The organism is SAR324 cluster bacterium, assembly GCA_015232315.1.
Lineage (GTDB): Bacteria > SAR324 > SAR324 > SAR324 > NAC60-12 > JADFZZ01.
Genome location: JADFZZ010000015.1, coordinates 32,507 through 48,667 on the forward strand (window position 1 = coordinate 32,507; position 16,161 = coordinate 48,667).

Consider the following 16,161-nt stretch of genomic DNA (forward strand, 5'->3'; position numbering starts at 1 on the left):
ATATCAGTCTTTCATGGAATACTGAGCTTTCATGGAATAGATATAGTTCTTCCAGATTTTATCAAAACGTTCCTGACGGAAGGCCGGACTTTTGATCAACTCCAAAGCCATTTTTTTCTGGAGATCCGAGTTGCTGGTTTTGGAATACAGCGTCAAGGCGTGTTTTGAAAAATCCCTGATCATGAAATCAAAAATTTCTTCCATCAGATCTTCTTCGACCTTTTCAATCTTCATGTTTTCCAACAACAGTTGCCCATAAGCCACCAACGTGAAAATTTCACCCAAGGCCAGCAGATAATCAATGTCTTTGGATTGCTCATCCGTTGGTCCGGCCTTGATCAATAATTTTTTAAACAACTCAATTTGTTCCCTGAAAATTTTCACATTCTCCAGATTTACAGAGTCATAGGCCAGATGATAATCATGGAACTGAATCTTGCCCAGTCCTTTGGTTTCACCCTGATGGAACATGAATGTGTCATTGTTGTTGTCTGAACGTCGTGGAATTTCAGGAAAGGGTTGAGGGCTGAAGAAAAAGTTCTTCATGAATTTGACAATCAGGGCCATATTCACATGAACCGTTCCTTCCAGTTTGGGCAGCATTCCGATTTCATGAGCGGCAATCTCGAAAAAAGGCTCCTTTTCAAACCCCTTGGCCGCAATAATGTCCCATAACATCCGAACCACTTCTTCCCCCTGGGTGGTGACTTTCATTTTTACCATTGGGTTATACAACAGATAGCGTCGGTCATCTCTGGAGGCGGATCGCATGTAATCAGTTGCGCGCGTCGCAAACAGTTTCATGGCAAACAGGCGGCAGTAGGAATCGACAAACAAACGCTGCACATGGGGGAAATCGGTGACAAATTTGCCGTAAAGATTGCGATTGGCCGCATGATCAATGGCTTCATAGAAGGCGTGAGTGGCAAGTCCGATGGCTCCAAATCCCAGATTGAATTTACAGAGATTGATGGTGTTGAGCATGTCATCCCAGGCTTTTTGTCCCCGACTGAGAATATCATGGTTGGTGATGGGATAATCATTCAATCTGTATTCGGCAACATAGTTCTGCTCATTCACCACGTTTTTGACGCATTCGTAGTTGGGGTGTTTGGAATCCACCACAAAAAATACATATTCATTGGTGCCATCAATTTTCGCGAAAGTAGACACCAGGGAGGCTTCATTTCCGTTACCGATATAATACTTGTCGCCTCGAGCCAGCCAGGTTCCATCCGGTTGCGGGTACAGCATCATATCGGATGAATAAATATCGGCGCCATGTTCTTTCTCAGAAAGGCCAAACGCGAAAACAGCGCCTTCCTGGAGAAGTTTTGCGGTTTTGTGCTTCACGGCTTCATTGTCGCCGTTAAAAATCGGGCCGAGTCCAAGCATGGAGACCTGGAAGGTGTACCAGTAGGTGATTCCATAGAAACTGCTGATTTCCGCAAAATCCACGTTGCGGAAGGTATTCCAGCTTGATCCGGGATCGCCATAATTTTCTGGTGTCATCAAGGTGGCGAAGACCTGTTGCTGTTTTAGAAACTCTACAAATTCATAATTCCATTTTTTCTGATGCCAGTCTTCCTTGATGCTTTTTAGGCCTTTTTGCTCAAACCAGGCGATGATATTTTTCATCATTTCATTGGTCTTTGCGACCGGATGACGATCCTGATATTTATTGGGATTGAATAATTCCATGGTGATCTCCCTTGAGGATTAACTGAGGATTAGGTGCGGTTGCTCTGCGTGAACGCACAAGATATCAATGAACTCATCACAAATGACGAGACGATAATAGTAGGGATCGCCCCTACATTCATGGAAACCGAATACTGGTTCCCAGATTCACTTCATGGCGGATGTTGGTTGAGGCCCCTTGATAATCGGTAATCCGGAGCAGTATGGTATGAATCCGATAGTTTTCCGTTTCATCCGGAAAAAACTCCCAACCTGTGGCCACACCAATTTGCCGTATGTGGTTTTTGTCTCCGGACTGATTTTCATCATGGGTGTATTTGAACAACCAGTTCCATGTTTCCGGCCAATGGTAGCTGAAATTTAAAACCTGTGATGCAATGTGTTCTTCAGGAAAACGAACCCGGGAAATCTGACCGGAATCATCGGTTTCAGATTGATATTCTGCAAAAGTTTGGCGGGTATATTCCATTTCCAGCATAATTCTTACGGTCGTCCAGCGAAGACCAACACCTGAATGGATGGTATCATGAACAGCGGTGGTCACAGTGATATTTTCAAGAATTGTTTGGGTCCGTGGAACCGGAATTCGCCCCCATGAAACAAGGGGCAACAGTTGTCCCTCAACGAAACTGCCATACCAGACCAGGTTGTAAGCCAGTAATGCCGCTGATTCTTCATGAGCTTCATACGGACTTTCAAATCCCTGAAGCGCAAACGTTTGACCGCCAGCCAGAAAACGGATATCCAGACCGTTGGCGTAAGTGACAGGCAAGGCTGAAACCGCAAGGGAATATAAATACTGGTCCAGGGCAGACGCGTCGTTTTCCCATGCGCCCAAGGGAATAAAAATTTTGCCGGCACGGAGGTGAAAATCAGGAGTCACTTGTCGTTCAATCCAGGCATACTCCACCGTGTTTGAAGGATCTCCGGTGTTTTCTGACATCCATGAGTCAAAGGCCAGACGCAGACGAAACCGGGTTATGTCCGTCACGTTGCCGCTGAAATTGAGGGTGACGCGAGGAATCTCCAGCTTGATGTATTGGGCTTCACTGGTTTCAATCCACCGGGCATCTCCCCGAATTTCTGTTCCTGTTTCCAGAGGGATTTCGGCGCAGAATCCTGCAGATACCATAAAATTAAATAAAAACAGTCCTGCCAGAATTTTTATGAGACCATTGAGATTCCATGCTCCAGCAGGTAACGCCGACCTGAAAATCCTGCGTGGATACCAGTCAATTCGCAAACAACGTATTTTCATCGTGAGATTTTCCATAAATGGTGTTAGACACCGTTTTTTTTATTTGAACCGTTTGATTGATCAATCTTTTTTTGGAGAAATAACATGTTTCCATGGGAATCGGTAGCAATGGCACAAGGTCCGGGCGGAGGTGCAGGTCCTAACGCAATGATACAATTTATTCCGTTTATTCTGATTTTTGTAGTGTTTTACTTTCTTATCATCCGACCTCAGCAGAAAAAACAAAAATCTCATCAGAATATGCTGGCAGATCTGAAAAAAGGAGATCAGGTTGTCACAACAGGCGGCATTTTCGGCACTATTTTTAAATTAGGAGATGATTCCGTCACGCTGGAAGTCTCTGACAAAGTGCGCATCAAGATTGAACGTCAGCAAATTGGGCGACTGGTACAGGAACTTTCTGAGAAAAAAAATACTGAGGAAAAAGCGGAGAAAATCGAGAAAATCGAGAAAATCGAAAATTAACCCTGCTGTAAATAATTTTGTGATGAAATCCTGTGGCCTGCCACGATGTCATCCCCGTGAAAACGGGGATCCCGGAGTGCGCCGATGGATTCCGTGTCAAGCACGGAATGACACCGTGCGAGGGCTTGAAGCGGTTGCCGTCACCAGAAAATTTACAGCAACAAATTAACCACAAACCTTATGGTTTTCATGGTATTGCAACGGCTGAAGGTGCATCAAATTGATTCGATTGCCCTTCAGTTTTGGTAACACAGCTTGTCATTAAAATTTTATAAAACGAACAATCGCCTGCCTTGCAGGTATTCAAGCAACAATAATTTTCTTCCCATGATTGGCCTGTGGGCCACTGTTTCCGCAGTAGGAGAACTTGCTGGAAATGGATTGATTGAGGAAGGTTTCACGATCCCAAAAAGGAAAGGTTATGGAGATTAAACTGAAAGGAATCTTGATTTTACTGGTTCTGAGCGCGGCATTGTTTTACGCATGGCCCACATGGGAAGCTTATAAACCCGGGGGCGATCCACTGAAAGTTGAGCATAAAGTCAACCTGGGACTGGATCTTCAGGGCGGGATGTATCTGGATATTGAAGTGAAGGTGGATGAGGCCGTGACGGAGATTGTCCGCAGAACAACCCAGGAACTGGAAGAGTTGATGCTGGATAACCAGGTGGATTACATTCATATCGCACAGGATGGCAATGATATCGTTCTGGAACTCGCTGAAACTGAAAAGATTGATCTCGAGGCAGACCCCTATGACCGATTCCTGGTGCTGTTTGACAAGACAGAGCAAAATGGCCAGATCCGGATCAGTATGAAAGCTTCAGAAGCCGAGCGTATCCGCAAGGGATCTGTGGATCAGGCACTGGAAGTGCTGAGAAACCGGATTGATGGTCTGGGTGTCAGTGAGCCATCGTTGCAGCGTCAGGGTGACAACAGCATCCTCATTCAACTTCCCGGATTGAAAGACAGACAGCGGGCGATTGAATTGATCGGCCCCCAGGCGATTCTTGAATTCCGTCTGGTGAATGATAACGCAACCCGTGGTACTGCGTCAGCGAATGAAGAAGTTAAATATGAGGAAGTCTGGAACAGACAATTGCAGAAACTTGAACGGAAAATTCCGTTTGTGGTTGAGAAAAAAGCATTGTTGACGGGAGAAGTCATCAGAGATGCTCAGGTTCGGTTCGATTCACAAAACAATGAACCCTATGTCGCACTGTCTTTTGACGCTACGGGAGCAGAACGTTTCGCCAAGATTACCGAAAAAAACAAAGGACGTCGTCTGGCGATCATTCTCGATGACAAAGTTCAGTCCGCACCGGTGATTCGTGAAGCCATAACCGGGGGTGAAGCTTCCATTTCAGGACAGTTCACTCTGGAAAACGCCAGTGATCTGGCTGTGGTTCTGCGTTCCGGTTCCCTGCCCGCGCCTATTGAAATTCGGGAAGAACGCACTGTGGGTGCCAGCCTGGGTGAAGATTCGATCAGGCAAGGATTGACGTCATTGATATTCGGCGGTGTGCTGGTATTGGTGTTCATGATTGTGTATTACAAGGTTGCCGGTCTTTTTGCGGATATTGCTCTTGGCATGAACATCCTCCTGATTGTTTCTATTCTGGCCGCGTTTGACGCGACACTCACATTGCCGGGAATGGCGGGAATTGTGTTGACGGTTGGTATGTCTGTGGATGCGAATGTGCTCATTTTTCAGCGCATCCGGGAAGAACTGAAAAGTAGTTCCAAACCCAGAACGGCTATCAAGGAAGGTTTTGGCAAGGCGTTTTCCACTATTTTTGATTCGAACATCACCACCCTGTTTGCCGCTTTGGCACTGCTCCAGTTTGGTACAGGCCCCATCAAGGGATTCGCGGTGACGCTGTCCATCGGGATTCTTTCCAGTATGTTCACGGCGATTGTCGTGACCCGATTTTTGTTTGATGTGGTGTATATGAATCGTAAGCAACTCAATTCAATCAGTATTTAGGTGAACAGGAGTGACTCAAATGGAATTATTTAAAGATACGCTGAATCTGGATTTTGTCGGAAAATATAAAATGGCCATGATTTTTTCCGGGATTGTGATTTTGGCCTCACTGGTGTCCATTTTTCTGCATAAAGGTCTGAATTATGGAATTGATTTCCGTGGTGGAACCAATGTGCAGATCCGTCTGGGACAAACGTATAACCTGGATGAGATACGGACCATCTTCAGTTCGCTCAATATTGGCGAGGTGATGCTTCAGACTTTTGGCGATGAAGAAAACAACGAAATTCTGCTGTTGCTTCCGGTGGACAGTGTTCTGGGAACCGGAGAAGAACTGACCGGTAACATCCAGAAATATTTAGGTACCCAATATCCTCAAATGGAGATCCGGCGCATTGAAAGCATTGGTCCCAAGGTTGGTGACGAATTGAAAACAAGTGCGCTTGATGCGATCCTGGTGGCTTTGGGATTGGTATTGATTTATATATCCTTCAGGTTTGAATGGCGGTTTGCGGTAGGTGCCATTGCCGCACTGGTTCATGATATCTGTTTTGTAGTGGGTGTGTTTTCATTTTTTGAGCATGAAATTACTTTGACCGTCGTGGCCGCATTGCTGACGGTGGTAGGATATTCCCTCAATGACACCATTGTTATTTTTGATCGTGTGCGTGAAAATCAGGCACGTTTCCGCAAACGTGAGCTGAGCGATTTGATCAATCTGAGCACCAATGAAACGATGAGCCGCACCATCCTCACATCGGGTACTACCCTGCTGGTAGTAGCCGCGTTGTATGCGATGGGCGGTGAAATTATTCATGATTTCGCATTGGCTCTGCTGGTCGGAATTGTTTCAGGAACATATTCAACCATCTACATCGCAAGTCCCTGTTTGTTGTGGCTCAATCGGGTCGTTCCTCAAAAATCTGAACAAAAACAGGCGTGATGCGGCCATCTTCTGTGGAGTTCCCGTTACCATCCCTTGCCATCATTGGTCTTGGACTTATTGGTGGCTCGCTGGCGCTGGATCTCAAAAAACAGGGAATTGTGAAGCAGGTGATCGGTTATGATCTCCGTGAAGAACACTGCCAGCAGGCTTTGAGACTTGGAATTGTTGATCAGGCTTCGACCGTGTGGGATGAGGCGCTCAAACAAGCAACCCTGGTGGTTCTGGCTGTACCGGTACGGTCCTGTTCAACGGTCATTCGTGAATTGCGCGGAAAACTTTCTCCACAGGTTGTGATGACCGATGTGGGCAGTGTCAAAGGCCCGGTGATGCGTCTGATGGCCTCTGAATTTTCAGACATAGCCTTTGTCGGTGGACATCCCATCGCCGGTTCCGAACAATTTGGTCCTCAACATGCCCGCACCGGATTGTTTCAAAACAAAATGTTCATTGTGACGCCGGCGAATAACACCGCACCAGAGCATCTGGAATTGATCCGAAGCCTCTGGGAACGAGTCGGAAGTCGTGTGATCACAATGGACGAAAACACTCATGACCGGGTGTTTTCCTGGGTCAGTCATCTGCCGCACCTGCTGGCGTATGGCAGCATTCAAACCATCGCTGGAGCGGATGAACCGGAGATTCTGAAATTTTCCGGTGCCGGATTGAAAGATTTTTCCCGGATAGCCTCTTCCAGTCCGGAAATGTGGGCCGATATTTTTCTGGAAAACAAAGCCAACCTGCTGGCCAATCTGAATAAATTTTTTGCGGTCATGCAAAATCTCCAGACAGCCATCGAACAAGACGACCGTGACGGCCTGGCACAACTGCTTCAACAGGCCAAAGCATCCCGCGATCAGTGGATTAGTTGATCACCCCAGTTGATACAATTGAATCTGCTGATTCCGTCCACGAATGGGGACTTCGCCCAGGCTCACCATGGATTCAACATGCATGATTTTTTCCCAGACAGATTCTGAAATGAGAATCTGGGAATTGAACTGTTTGTTGAGTTGTTCGATGCGTGAGGCCAGGTTGACCGTGTCGCCAATCACCGTGTATTCCTTGCGGGTTTGCGAGCCGATATTGCCGGTAATGGCGTTGCCGGTATGCAGGCCGATGCCAATTCGTGTGGGCTGGATTTTTCCTTCCTGAATCAGGGTTTCGATCGTTCTGCAAATTTCAAGAGCCGCATTCACGGCATTCTGGCTTTCTTCACCATCGGCCAGAGGCGCCCCGAAAATTGCCATGAATCCATCTCCCAGAAATTTATTGATGATGCCTTTGTGTCGATTGATGATTTCAATCATGAATCCAAACAGGGTGTTGAGATAAACCACAACTTCTTCAGGCGAATGGGCTTCTGAAAACCGGGTGAATTGCCGAATATCCAGAAACATCACGCACACATGCCGCATTTCGCTGTTCACATCCGTTTTTTGTTGCAACAACTGATTCACCACTTGCGGAGAAACATGCTGTCCGAACATATTCACCACCCGGTTGCGTTCTTCAACTGAATTGAACGACAGCCAGATTCTTTTGTTGATTTCGCGGGCGATCAGTCCGGTGATAAAACCAGTACATGCCAGAATCGCGGCTTTATCCAGATGATGAAAAATATTGGTCATGGCATAGGGATAAGACTCTGCTGACGGTTGATGAATGCTGTACCACGATATTCCCAGATATTGCAGACCACTTAGAAAGCCCGATAACAGCGACATTTTGAAATCAAGACGCAAGATGCTGAGTACCAGAAAAATAAAATACATATAGGTTGCCGGACCAAGGAGAGCGCCGACCGGATCAATAATATATCCCATCAGCCAGATACCGATGGTGGGGATGGTGGTTTCTTCAATCACCTGTCCGTAACGCATCCATGTCACCCAGCGACTGTTGTCTTCAATGGCCTTGTGAATCACCATTTTGGAAATGAATTCATACGCAATGATTCCGCCAAAAAAGAACCACGCATGGCCCAGGTGGAGCCGATGATTGAACAATTCATCGAATTGGCGGGGCAGAACCATGTAAAATCCTGTGACAACGATCAGTACCAGAGAAAAGATGGCAATGATCAGCAGGGTACGCAGTTCCTCAGCTCTCAATAATTGCTGGCGCAAGTAGCTTTCAAAGGCTTTCTCCGCATTTTCAGGAAGATGAGAAGTATGATGCAAGGAAAAGAGAGATGTGTGTTTCATGGCAATACGGAAGGAAACGCCATGTCCGTGAGACATGGCTTTAAAATATCAGATCAGGTTTCTGAGTCAGTAGCCCAGTCACAGAATTCCTTGACCCCGCCGAATTTGAAGTTATAGGTCACACTGGCCGCACCCACAAGCCCTTGCCAGGTTCCATTGAACGGATCCTGAAACACACCGGCTCTGGCGTTGTTGCGAACGTCACTGTTGGTGGTGGTTGGCATAAGAATGATGGTCGCAAAACCAAAACTGATGCTGTCTGTGTTCGACATGCGGTATTCTCCACCTATCCCCATTTTCACAACTTCCCCGATAGGGATAATCGCTGACATTAATCGTGGATCAGTCAAACTTGTGGTTTTTTCAGCGCCACCCCGTATCAGATATTTTTCATTGAAATGATAGGCTCCGCCAGCGCGGTAAACTTTGATATCCTGTAATTGGAACGGGAGCGAGATATTGTCTTCTTCAAAGCCAACAATTTTCAACAGACTGGCACGCTGAGGCAAATCGGCACTCAGCGTAGAAAACATGCTGAAACCGATTTCCGCATAGCCCACTTCACCTTCGATGGTTGGGTTTTCCGGATCATCTTTCCACCCCAGTGCTGTTTCCATATACCAGGGTAAGCCGACATTGGCTTTGAACGACATGTCATTCAATTTTAAATTGAGTCCGTTGGACATGGCAGGGAACGCCTTGGAAATTGCGGTATCCGCCAGAATCAGACCTGCTTCAGCCAGCGGGTTGATGGAAAATTTCCCTTCACCGAGAATCGTGAGCTTGAAGGACGATTGATAATGCATAGCCAGAAAGAAATTTTCATATTGCCCGAGATAAGCCACATTGAAATTTTGTCCGCCACCATTTCCATACAAATGGATGGTTTCGTTCAATCGGATTGGATTACTCAACCCGAATAAACCCATATTGTCAGAGATAAATCCCATGACACCACCAACAATCGTGTCCAGATTGAACCCTTCAGGAAGCAGATTCGCCAGTCCCAGGGTCAGCTCATTGACATAATCGGTTACACCTTCCAGCACAAGAGGGTTATCCAGGTTCAGATCAATCCCATCCCGGCGGTAATCAAAATAAGGAATATGATGGGTCACGCCAAAGGCTATGTGATTGTTCTCATCCAGATCGGTGGCATAGTTCACATTGAGTCCTACAATCACCAGTGTGACATCCTGTACAATATCTTTTCCTGCCCAGTTTCTATCCCATTTCATGGCCGCCGCAAAGGTGGGTTTGAAGGCAAAACCCCAGGCGTCATCGTCATTTCTTTTGGCAAATTCAAAACTGGGTGCTGTTAGAAACCCACCTGTTTCAAGCGGCAATAGTTCAATGGGTAATGATGTTTCTGTCTGTTTTTTCCCGATATTCTTATCAGCCTGATCCGCACTGCCATCGCCCCCGAAAGAGCCTTCCCACTGCAATCGAAAATTGATGAGGTGTCCACCAATACTGAAATGCATTCCCGGTTCCAGTCGCATCATGCCTGCCGGGTTGGTGGCCACGGTTTCAGCATAGTCATTGAAGGTCATGACGGCATTTTGAACCAGTTGATTGGTACTCGTCAATGCGTTCCCCAAAGCACCATACGCTGTTGAAATGCCCATAAACCAGAGCAGAACCATTATTCCATTGATTTTCCATTGCGTTCGCATAAATCACTCATCATTTCAGGTTAGTTTTTTGACCTCACCTGGTGAGGCATCCCCCTGACTGAATACTCCTGCTGAAATCACAGATCTGGCCTCAGACTGGAGTTTCATGTCGCTAGGTGTTGCTTTAACGGAGAAAATCATCTTTTGCAAGAAACAACCTGAAAAAGATAAAAAAATTATAAATTCAGGGACTTGTTTTAAAAAATGAGGATTGTTCAAATTTCCCTTTGTGAACATGTATTTATTTTGATACCAGAAAATAAGTCAGATAGCGCGTGACGATGTCTTGACGTGAACTGATTTGTTTTGCAACCCGTTTATTAACCAGATTTGTTCTTGTCTGATCACAGCGGAACAGGAGGAACATGCCCGAAGCCATAAAAGCTCCAAGTCCAGGAATTCTCATGAACTCAACTTTGCAGAAGATTCTCAATCTTGCGAATATTGCCACAATCCTCGTCATTTTTGTTGTGGCACCAGCATTTTTTCTGTCACGCTGGGCTGATCCGGTCATTGAGCATATCAGTGCCCGTTTTATCATTCCGACCATCAACAAATACATGCGGGATAATCCGGAATTGCTGAGTAATTTACCCGGACGCATTGATCGTGAAGCCGCGGCGACCATGGTCAATAATCTGTTGCGGGAAAGTCCCGATCTGCTGAGTGATTACGTCCAGCATCTGGATCCGGTGCTCATGGCTGAAGCACTGAACCGGGCCGCCAGAAACACGCCTGAATTTTCCAGCAAATTCGCGCAAAAAGTCGATGGAAAAGCGATTGGTACGCAGGTCAACATTCTCGTCAAGCAGAATCCGGCGTTTGCCAGTGAAATGCTGAGTGTTCTTGATCCCAATGCTCTGGCTGGCATGATCAATACAACGATGAAGAAAAACCCGGATTTCGCCTCCAGTCTGCTGGCGGAACTGGATGCGGCGATCATTGCCCAGACCGTCAATAATTTGTTGAAACAAAACACCGAGTTTGTTTCAAAAGTGGTGGGAGGCATCGACACAAAAGTTTTGACTCAGGGAATGAATATTCTGCTGGAGCAACATCAGAAATTTATTTCCGGCATTGCGGGTGGTCTCGACACCAGGATTCTGGCATTATCCATCAACAATTTGTTGAGAGAACATCCCAAAATGCTGTCTGAATTGATCAGCGGCATGAACACTCAAGGACTGGCGGTAACCGTCAATCATGTCATCAAAGACAACCCACGATTGGCATCCAATCTGGTGGGCGACCTTGAAACCGGCAATATTGCCGCTTCCATCAATTATCTGGTTGAAGATCACCCCATGCTGCTCTCTGACATGGTCGGTGGGATGAATGCCACCGCAGTGGGTACCGCGACCAACAATTTGCTCAAAGCCAATCCCAAATTTCTGCCGGTTCTTGTGAAAAGCATGGATCCCCAGGTGGTGGCCCATGCACTCAATGCCACACTTCAGGAAAATCCGGAATTTCTGGCGACAATGGCCAAAGATCTTGATATGCAGGCTGTTGGAACTTCGGTCAATCAATTGCTCAAGCAGAATCCAAGGTTGGTCTCCAATGTGCTGAAACCGGTCAACGTCAAACTGATCGCGGATGCGGCGAATATCCTGATGGAAGAAAATACAGGATTCATGAGCGAACTTATCGGCGGACTGGATGGAAAATTGCTGGGTGGAGCCATCACCGTGCTGATGATGAACAACCCGGGATTTCTGGCCAAAGTGGTCAAAAACATGGATCTCCAACCTTCTGTTGAAGCAGTCAACATCCTGTTGCGTGATAACCGGGATATTCAGAAAGAATTCCTGAAACATCTGGATGTTGACGCGATGATGGTTGTGCTGAATCGTAGTGAGGAGTATCTGATTCCTATGGTCAACACCTTGTTCAGTCGTGAAAACCTTATGGGACAAATGGCCTGGCGTGTCAGCGGGACTTTTGGCTACAATGTCACCTTTCCAACAATTCCTGTCGCAGGTTCCCTGCATGGTGGCTACAAGCTGTCAGAAGAAGATCTTGGCCGTTTCTGGGACAACAAGGAAGGCCTGCAAATGGATAAACCCGCATCCAAAAAGAAATAACCGAACCCGTTAGTGATAGGAATTATGTCTGCTTTTATCGCGTTTCCTCTAAATTCCGAATTGGAACACAAACTCAAGGAGGCCTGTCGGCGAGTCCGCAGGGAACCGCCTGAAATTCAGCATCTGCCATTTGTCATCGACTTGATCTGTGAATTGGTGGATGTCGGCATGAATTTTTATTTTGCAGGGTTGATTCAACGATTAAAACTTGGAGGTTGGGGGATCACCATCATCAACATGGCACTGAAAACAGCCAAGGGCGGATTGCATGTGATGATCCGCAAAATTCTCAAAAACATGACGAATGAACAATTGCATCCACTCATGGGCCTGTTGGAAGAAATGCTACTTGAACATGACGGAAAAGCTTCGTTGGGATTTCCCATTGAAGGCGAACTGGCAGAACGCTTGAAAGAAAATGTCAGGCGTATCCAGAACGAATCCCCACCCAGCCAGCATTCTGAATACACACTCACTGTCATGTACGCACTGACAGACACCGGTCTGGACTTTTATTTTCTGGAGGCTGCCCGCAGATTGCAGGTTGGCCAGTGGGGAATGAAAACCGTCAATTGGGGGGTGGTCATTGCGCGAAAAGCCATTCATGGAGCCATGAAAAAACTACTCCCCACCCTGAATGATGAACAATTGGCGACACTTTCAGGATTTGTGGATGAAATCATGATTGAAATCGCAGGCTAACACCTCAGCAGAAACAGGCCCAATGTTTGTTGAAATAAGAAAAATACCTGGATTATCGGTTGTCGGCAAATTACCCGTGGGCATGGAACGAGGCGGATTTTTCCTGAACATGGAACATATTCTGTTTGTCAGTTTCGAAACCAGGATGATCAATCTTTATACCGATGAGATCGTCTTTCATCTGTATTTTGAAGAAGATGCCATGTCTGAATACCAGCGACTCAAAACCCTGTTCACCAAAAAATATTGTGCCAAATAAAATCCCCGCATCAATGAATGCCTGCTACATGAAAGAAGCCCTTCAACTGGCAATGGATGGCATGAAAGCCCGAAAAGGAGGACCTTTTGGTGCGGTAATCGTGAGACAGGGTGAAGTGATTGGCCGAGGACAGAATCAGGTTACTTCCACCAATGATCCTACAGCTCATGCAGAAATTGTGGCGATTCGTGACGCGACGGCACAATCAGGCTCCTTTCAATTGAACGGTTGTGACATTTATACCAGTTGTGAACCTTGCCCCATGTGCCTGGGGGCCATCTACTGGGCGAGACTGGACCGGATCTACTATGCGGCAACCCGTGAAGACGCGGCCGTCATTGGTTTTGATGATCGGGCAATTTATGACGAATATCTGAAACCGGTTTCAGAACGTTCTCTTCCCATGTCGCAGTTCTTACGGGATGAGGCACTTGATGTTTTTGAAATATGGGCAAATCTGAATTCAAAAATCTGTTATTGAATTTCTGGTAAGTCCGTTTGGTTAATCTATATTGAGAGAGTGTGTCTATGAAAAAATGGATAGTGCTATGGACTTTGGGGCTGTTTTTTATCACAACTCAACAAAGCCATGCGGAAAAATATCTGTGGGGTGTCGAAGATCTTCAATATTTCCCGTTATATTCCAGTGAGGGCGAGACCTATCTGGGCTATGCTTCTGATCTGTTCAATCTCTTTGAAAAAACAGAAAAACTGGAGATGGAGATAAAACCCTTTCCTGTCAAACGTCTGTATGACAATTTTTTTGCGGGAAAAATTGACTTCAAATTTCCTGATCACCCCAACTGGCAGACAGATCTGAGGAAAGATATCCAGATTATTTACAGTGATCCTGTGATTGACTATATTGATGGCTGTATGGTCTTGCCCGCGAAAGTGGGAAAAGGTCTGTCAAGCATTAAAGTGCTTGGAACAGTGCGTGGATTTACAGCATGGGATTATCTGGATCAGATCAAATCTGGTTCGATCAAGGTCTCTGAAAATAATTCATTCACAGGACTGTTACAGCAAGTGATTATGGGAAGGGTTGACTGTGCCTATATCAATATCACAGTTGCCCGTTATCAATTGAATGAAATTTTGAAAAAACCAGGTGGTGCGGTATTTGATCCAAGTCTTCCACACACCAGTGATTCATACAAAATATCCTCTAAAAAACATCCTGAGGTTATTGAAAAATTTAACAAATTTCTCAATGGACATGCTGGTGAAATAGCGGTGCTCAAAGCAAAATACAACATAAGCCCTTGATAGAAGAGCTTTTCACGGAGAAAATATGCGGGAAGCCATTGAACAGAAAATCACGGATATACAGACTCCGGGGTATCTCAGAATATTTGCCCTGCGATACCGTCGTTTTTAGCCACAGAACCCCCGCCCCAGATGGTGCGTAGACTATGTTACCGATTGGTCTACGATGTGATCCCAGAGTGGCATGTAATCGTTTAGAATGTTTTCCTGATTTTCTTTGTTGAGAGGTTTTTATGAAACGATTGATCAACCCCTTGATTGACTGTGTGTTCAAGGCCATTCTGGGTGATCCGGAGCACAAGGGGATTCTGATTCATTTTCTCAACAGTATCCTCAAGCAGAATTGCCCCATCACCGATGTAGAAATCCTCAACCCCTACAACGCCAAGGAATTCCTCAACGACAAACTCACAGTGGTGGATGTCAAGGCTCAGGATGCGCAAGGACATCTTTATCAGATCGAAGTGCAACTGACACTTGAACGATGTCTGAGTGAACGCATGCTGTACAACTGGAGCGTGCTTTACAAAAAACAAATTGAGGAAGGTGAAGATTATTCCCGACTTCATCCGGTCATTGCCATCTGGTTGCTGGACGGCACCCTATTTTCGGAATCATCTGTTGTGCATCATCATTTTCAGGTGTATGATTCTCAACATCAGGTCAGTCTGACGGATCATTGTGCTATTCATGTTCTGGAATTGCCCAAATGGAAAAAACCGGAACACCATCCACTCGAACCGGAAGATGCCTGGATGTATTTTTTCGAGGAAGCCAGACACTGGGAGAATCTCCCGGAAGAACTTCAACCCATTGAACCTTTGAGGGATGCCATGAGTGTCATGAAACGTTTTGCCGAAAGAGATGCCGATTACTGGTTGTATGAAGCCCGCCTGGAAGGCCAACGACTGCAACGGTTCCGTGAAAACGAAATGCTGCGTGTTGAACGTGAAAAACAAAAGGCGGAGGATGATTTGAAACAGGCTCGTCAGATGTTGGAAGAAACCCGGAAGCAGACAGAGCAAGCACAACAGAACGCTGAGCAAGCACAACAGAAAGCTGAGCAAGCACAACAGAAAGCTGAACAGGAAAAACAGAAAGCTGAGCAGGAATTGAACATGGAGCGGCAGGAAACAAACAAATTACGGGAACTGCTCAAACAAGCGGGAATTAATCCTGACACAGCCATGAAATCCTGAGCCAGTCCCAGTCCAAAGTTTTGAAACAAGGTAGACTGGATCACCATGATGGGTACTCAATTGCGGATATCCCAGAGAGTCCACAGTCCAATCAGAATAAATCCGGCGCCAGCAATAATTTTGAGCCAGCGGGGGTTGATGAGGTGGCTCAACTGACTTCCCACGAGAACGGCCAGAAAAGAAGACAGCACCAAGGCTGAGGCAGAAGCCGCAAAAACACCCCATTTGCTCAATTCCTGATTGGTAGAAAACATCAGGGTGGCAAGCTGGGTTTTATCACCAAGTTCCGCCAAAAACACACTTGCGAAAACAAACCATAATTCTTTCATAACACTCCGTTAACAGTCGGTCATTTTCATGTTTAAAAAATTTCAAACAACCGCGTCATGGTTCTAAAAAAGCCTTGTTTTG

At 46.0% G+C, this 16,161-nt stretch carries 15 protein-coding genes; 10 read left to right on the top strand and 5 right to left on the bottom strand.

Annotated features, from left to right (window positions below):
• Positions 1–3: 3 nt before the first annotated feature.
• Complete coding sequence (locus HQM11_11560; protein MBF0351662.1) at positions 4–1,701, bottom strand: acyl-CoA dehydrogenase; 1,698 nt, start codon at positions 1,699–1,701, stop codon at positions 4–6.
• 118 nt (positions 1,702–1,819) lie between these two features.
• Positions 1,820–2,959 (bottom strand): hypothetical protein, encoded by a 1,140-nt coding sequence (locus HQM11_11565; protein ID MBF0351663.1) that lies wholly within the window; start codon positions 2,957–2,959, stop codon positions 1,820–1,822.
• 84 nt (positions 2,960–3,043) lie between these two features.
• On the opposite strand from HQM11_11565, the gene yajC reads away from it, so the two are divergent.
• The 4 genes from yajC (at position 3,044) to HQM11_11585 (ending at position 7,226) form a co-directional block, all read left to right on the top strand.
• On the top strand, positions 3,044–3,424 hold the full coding sequence (gene yajC / locus HQM11_11570; protein MBF0351664.1) for a preprotein translocase subunit YajC: 381 nt from the start codon (positions 3,044–3,046) through the stop codon (positions 3,422–3,424).
• Positions 3,425–3,845: 421 nt separating this feature from the next.
• A complete protein-coding gene (gene secD / locus HQM11_11575; GenBank protein ID MBF0351665.1) occupies positions 3,846–5,411 on the top strand; it encodes a protein translocase subunit SecD in 1,566 nt (521 codons plus the stop codon).
• Between the two features lie 19 nt (positions 5,412–5,430).
• Positions 5,431–6,354 carry a protein translocase subunit SecF gene (secF, locus tag HQM11_11580; GenBank protein ID MBF0351666.1) on the top strand — a complete coding sequence of 308 codons (924 nt, stop codon included), beginning with the start codon at positions 5,431–5,433 and terminating at the stop codon, positions 6,352–6,354.
• Entirely contained in the window at positions 6,354–7,226 is an 873-nt protein-coding gene (locus tag HQM11_11585; protein ID MBF0351667.1) for a prephenate dehydrogenase/arogenate dehydrogenase family protein, read from the top strand. Before secF ends, HQM11_11585 begins: the two co-directional genes overlap by 1 nt.
• Here the strand turns inward: HQM11_11585 and HQM11_11590 are convergent, their stop codons facing one another.
• Both HQM11_11590 and HQM11_11595 read right to left on the bottom strand, forming a co-directional pair.
• Positions 7,227–8,597: an adenylate/guanylate cyclase domain-containing protein gene (locus tag HQM11_11590; protein ID MBF0351668.1), complete on the bottom strand. Its 1,371-nt coding sequence runs from the start codon at positions 8,595–8,597 to the stop codon at positions 7,227–7,229.
• Positions 8,598–8,614: 17 nt separating this feature from the next.
• Positions 8,615–10,237, bottom strand: coding sequence for an outer membrane protein transport protein (locus HQM11_11595; protein ID MBF0351669.1), 1,623 nt, complete (start codon positions 10,235–10,237; stop codon positions 8,615–8,617).
• A gap of 365 nt (positions 10,238–10,602) precedes the next feature.
• Between HQM11_11595 and HQM11_11600 the strand changes: the two genes are divergently transcribed.
• The 6 genes from HQM11_11600 (at position 10,603) to HQM11_11625 (ending at position 15,750) form a co-directional block, all read left to right on the top strand.
• On the top strand, positions 10,603–12,321 hold the full coding sequence (locus HQM11_11600) for a hypothetical protein (GenBank protein ID MBF0351670.1): 1,719 nt from the start codon (positions 10,603–10,605) through the stop codon (positions 12,319–12,321).
• A gap of 24 nt (positions 12,322–12,345) precedes the next feature.
• Positions 12,346–13,023 carry a hypothetical protein gene (locus HQM11_11605; GenBank protein MBF0351671.1) on the top strand — a complete coding sequence of 226 codons (678 nt, stop codon included), beginning with the start codon at positions 12,346–12,348 and terminating at the stop codon, positions 13,021–13,023.
• 22 nt (positions 13,024–13,045) lie between these two features.
• On the top strand, positions 13,046–13,282 hold the full coding sequence (locus tag HQM11_11610) for a hypothetical protein (protein ID MBF0351672.1): 237 nt from the start codon (positions 13,046–13,048) through the stop codon (positions 13,280–13,282).
• 28 nt (positions 13,283–13,310) lie between these two features.
• Complete coding sequence (locus HQM11_11615) at positions 13,311–13,763, top strand: nucleoside deaminase (protein ID MBF0351673.1); 453 nt, start codon at positions 13,311–13,313, stop codon at positions 13,761–13,763.
• A gap of 47 nt (positions 13,764–13,810) precedes the next feature.
• Positions 13,811–14,551 carry a transporter substrate-binding domain-containing protein gene (locus tag HQM11_11620; GenBank protein MBF0351674.1) on the top strand — a complete coding sequence of 247 codons (741 nt, stop codon included), beginning with the start codon at positions 13,811–13,813 and terminating at the stop codon, positions 14,549–14,551.
• Positions 14,552–14,784: 233 nt separating this feature from the next.
• Positions 14,785–15,750: an Rpn family recombination-promoting nuclease/putative transposase gene (locus HQM11_11625; protein MBF0351675.1), complete on the top strand. Its 966-nt coding sequence runs from the start codon at positions 14,785–14,787 to the stop codon at positions 15,748–15,750.
• 56 nt (positions 15,751–15,806) lie between these two features.
• On the opposite strand, the gene HQM11_11630 is transcribed toward HQM11_11625, so the two are convergent.
• Positions 15,807–16,079: a TMEM165/GDT1 family protein gene (locus HQM11_11630; protein ID MBF0351676.1), complete on the bottom strand. Its 273-nt coding sequence runs from the start codon at positions 16,077–16,079 to the stop codon at positions 15,807–15,809.
• Positions 16,080–16,161: the final 82 nt, after the last annotated feature.

What these genes read in the sequence shown, in the direction of transcription:
- HQM11_11560 (MBF0351662.1), bottom strand. Translation starts at nt 1,701, where the DNA reads ATGGAATTATTCAATCCCAATAAATATCAGGATCGTCATCCGGTCGCA.
- HQM11_11565 (MBF0351663.1), bottom strand. Translation starts at nt 2,959, where the DNA reads ATGAAAATACGTTGTTTGCGAATTGACTGGTATCCACGCAGGATTTTC.
- yajC (MBF0351664.1), top strand. Translation starts at nt 3,044, where the DNA reads ATGTTTCCATGGGAATCGGTAGCAATGGCACAAGGTCCGGGCGGAGGT.
- secD (MBF0351665.1), top strand. Translation starts at nt 3,846, where the DNA reads ATGGAGATTAAACTGAAAGGAATCTTGATTTTACTGGTTCTGAGCGCG.
- secF (MBF0351666.1), top strand. Translation starts at nt 5,431, where the DNA reads ATGGAATTATTTAAAGATACGCTGAATCTGGATTTTGTCGGAAAATAT.
- HQM11_11585 (MBF0351667.1), top strand. Translation starts at nt 6,354, where the DNA reads ATGCGGCCATCTTCTGTGGAGTTCCCGTTACCATCCCTTGCCATCATT.
- HQM11_11590 (MBF0351668.1), bottom strand. Translation starts at nt 8,597, where the DNA reads ATGTCTCACGGACATGGCGTTTCCTTCCGTATTGCCATGAAACACACA.
- HQM11_11595 (MBF0351669.1), bottom strand. Translation starts at nt 10,237, where the DNA reads ATGCGAACGCAATGGAAAATCAATGGAATAATGGTTCTGCTCTGGTTT.
- HQM11_11600 (MBF0351670.1), top strand. Translation starts at nt 10,603, where the DNA reads ATGCCCGAAGCCATAAAAGCTCCAAGTCCAGGAATTCTCATGAACTCA.
- HQM11_11605 (MBF0351671.1), top strand. Translation starts at nt 12,346, where the DNA reads ATGTCTGCTTTTATCGCGTTTCCTCTAAATTCCGAATTGGAACACAAA.
- HQM11_11610 (MBF0351672.1), top strand. Translation starts at nt 13,046, where the DNA reads ATGTTTGTTGAAATAAGAAAAATACCTGGATTATCGGTTGTCGGCAAA.
- HQM11_11615 (MBF0351673.1), top strand. Translation starts at nt 13,311, where the DNA reads ATGAAAGAAGCCCTTCAACTGGCAATGGATGGCATGAAAGCCCGAAAA.
- HQM11_11620 (MBF0351674.1), top strand. Translation starts at nt 13,811, where the DNA reads ATGAAAAAATGGATAGTGCTATGGACTTTGGGGCTGTTTTTTATCACA.
- HQM11_11625 (MBF0351675.1), top strand. Translation starts at nt 14,785, where the DNA reads ATGAAACGATTGATCAACCCCTTGATTGACTGTGTGTTCAAGGCCATT.
- HQM11_11630 (MBF0351676.1), bottom strand. Translation starts at nt 16,079, where the DNA reads ATGAAAGAATTATGGTTTGTTTTCGCAAGTGTGTTTTTGGCGGAACTT.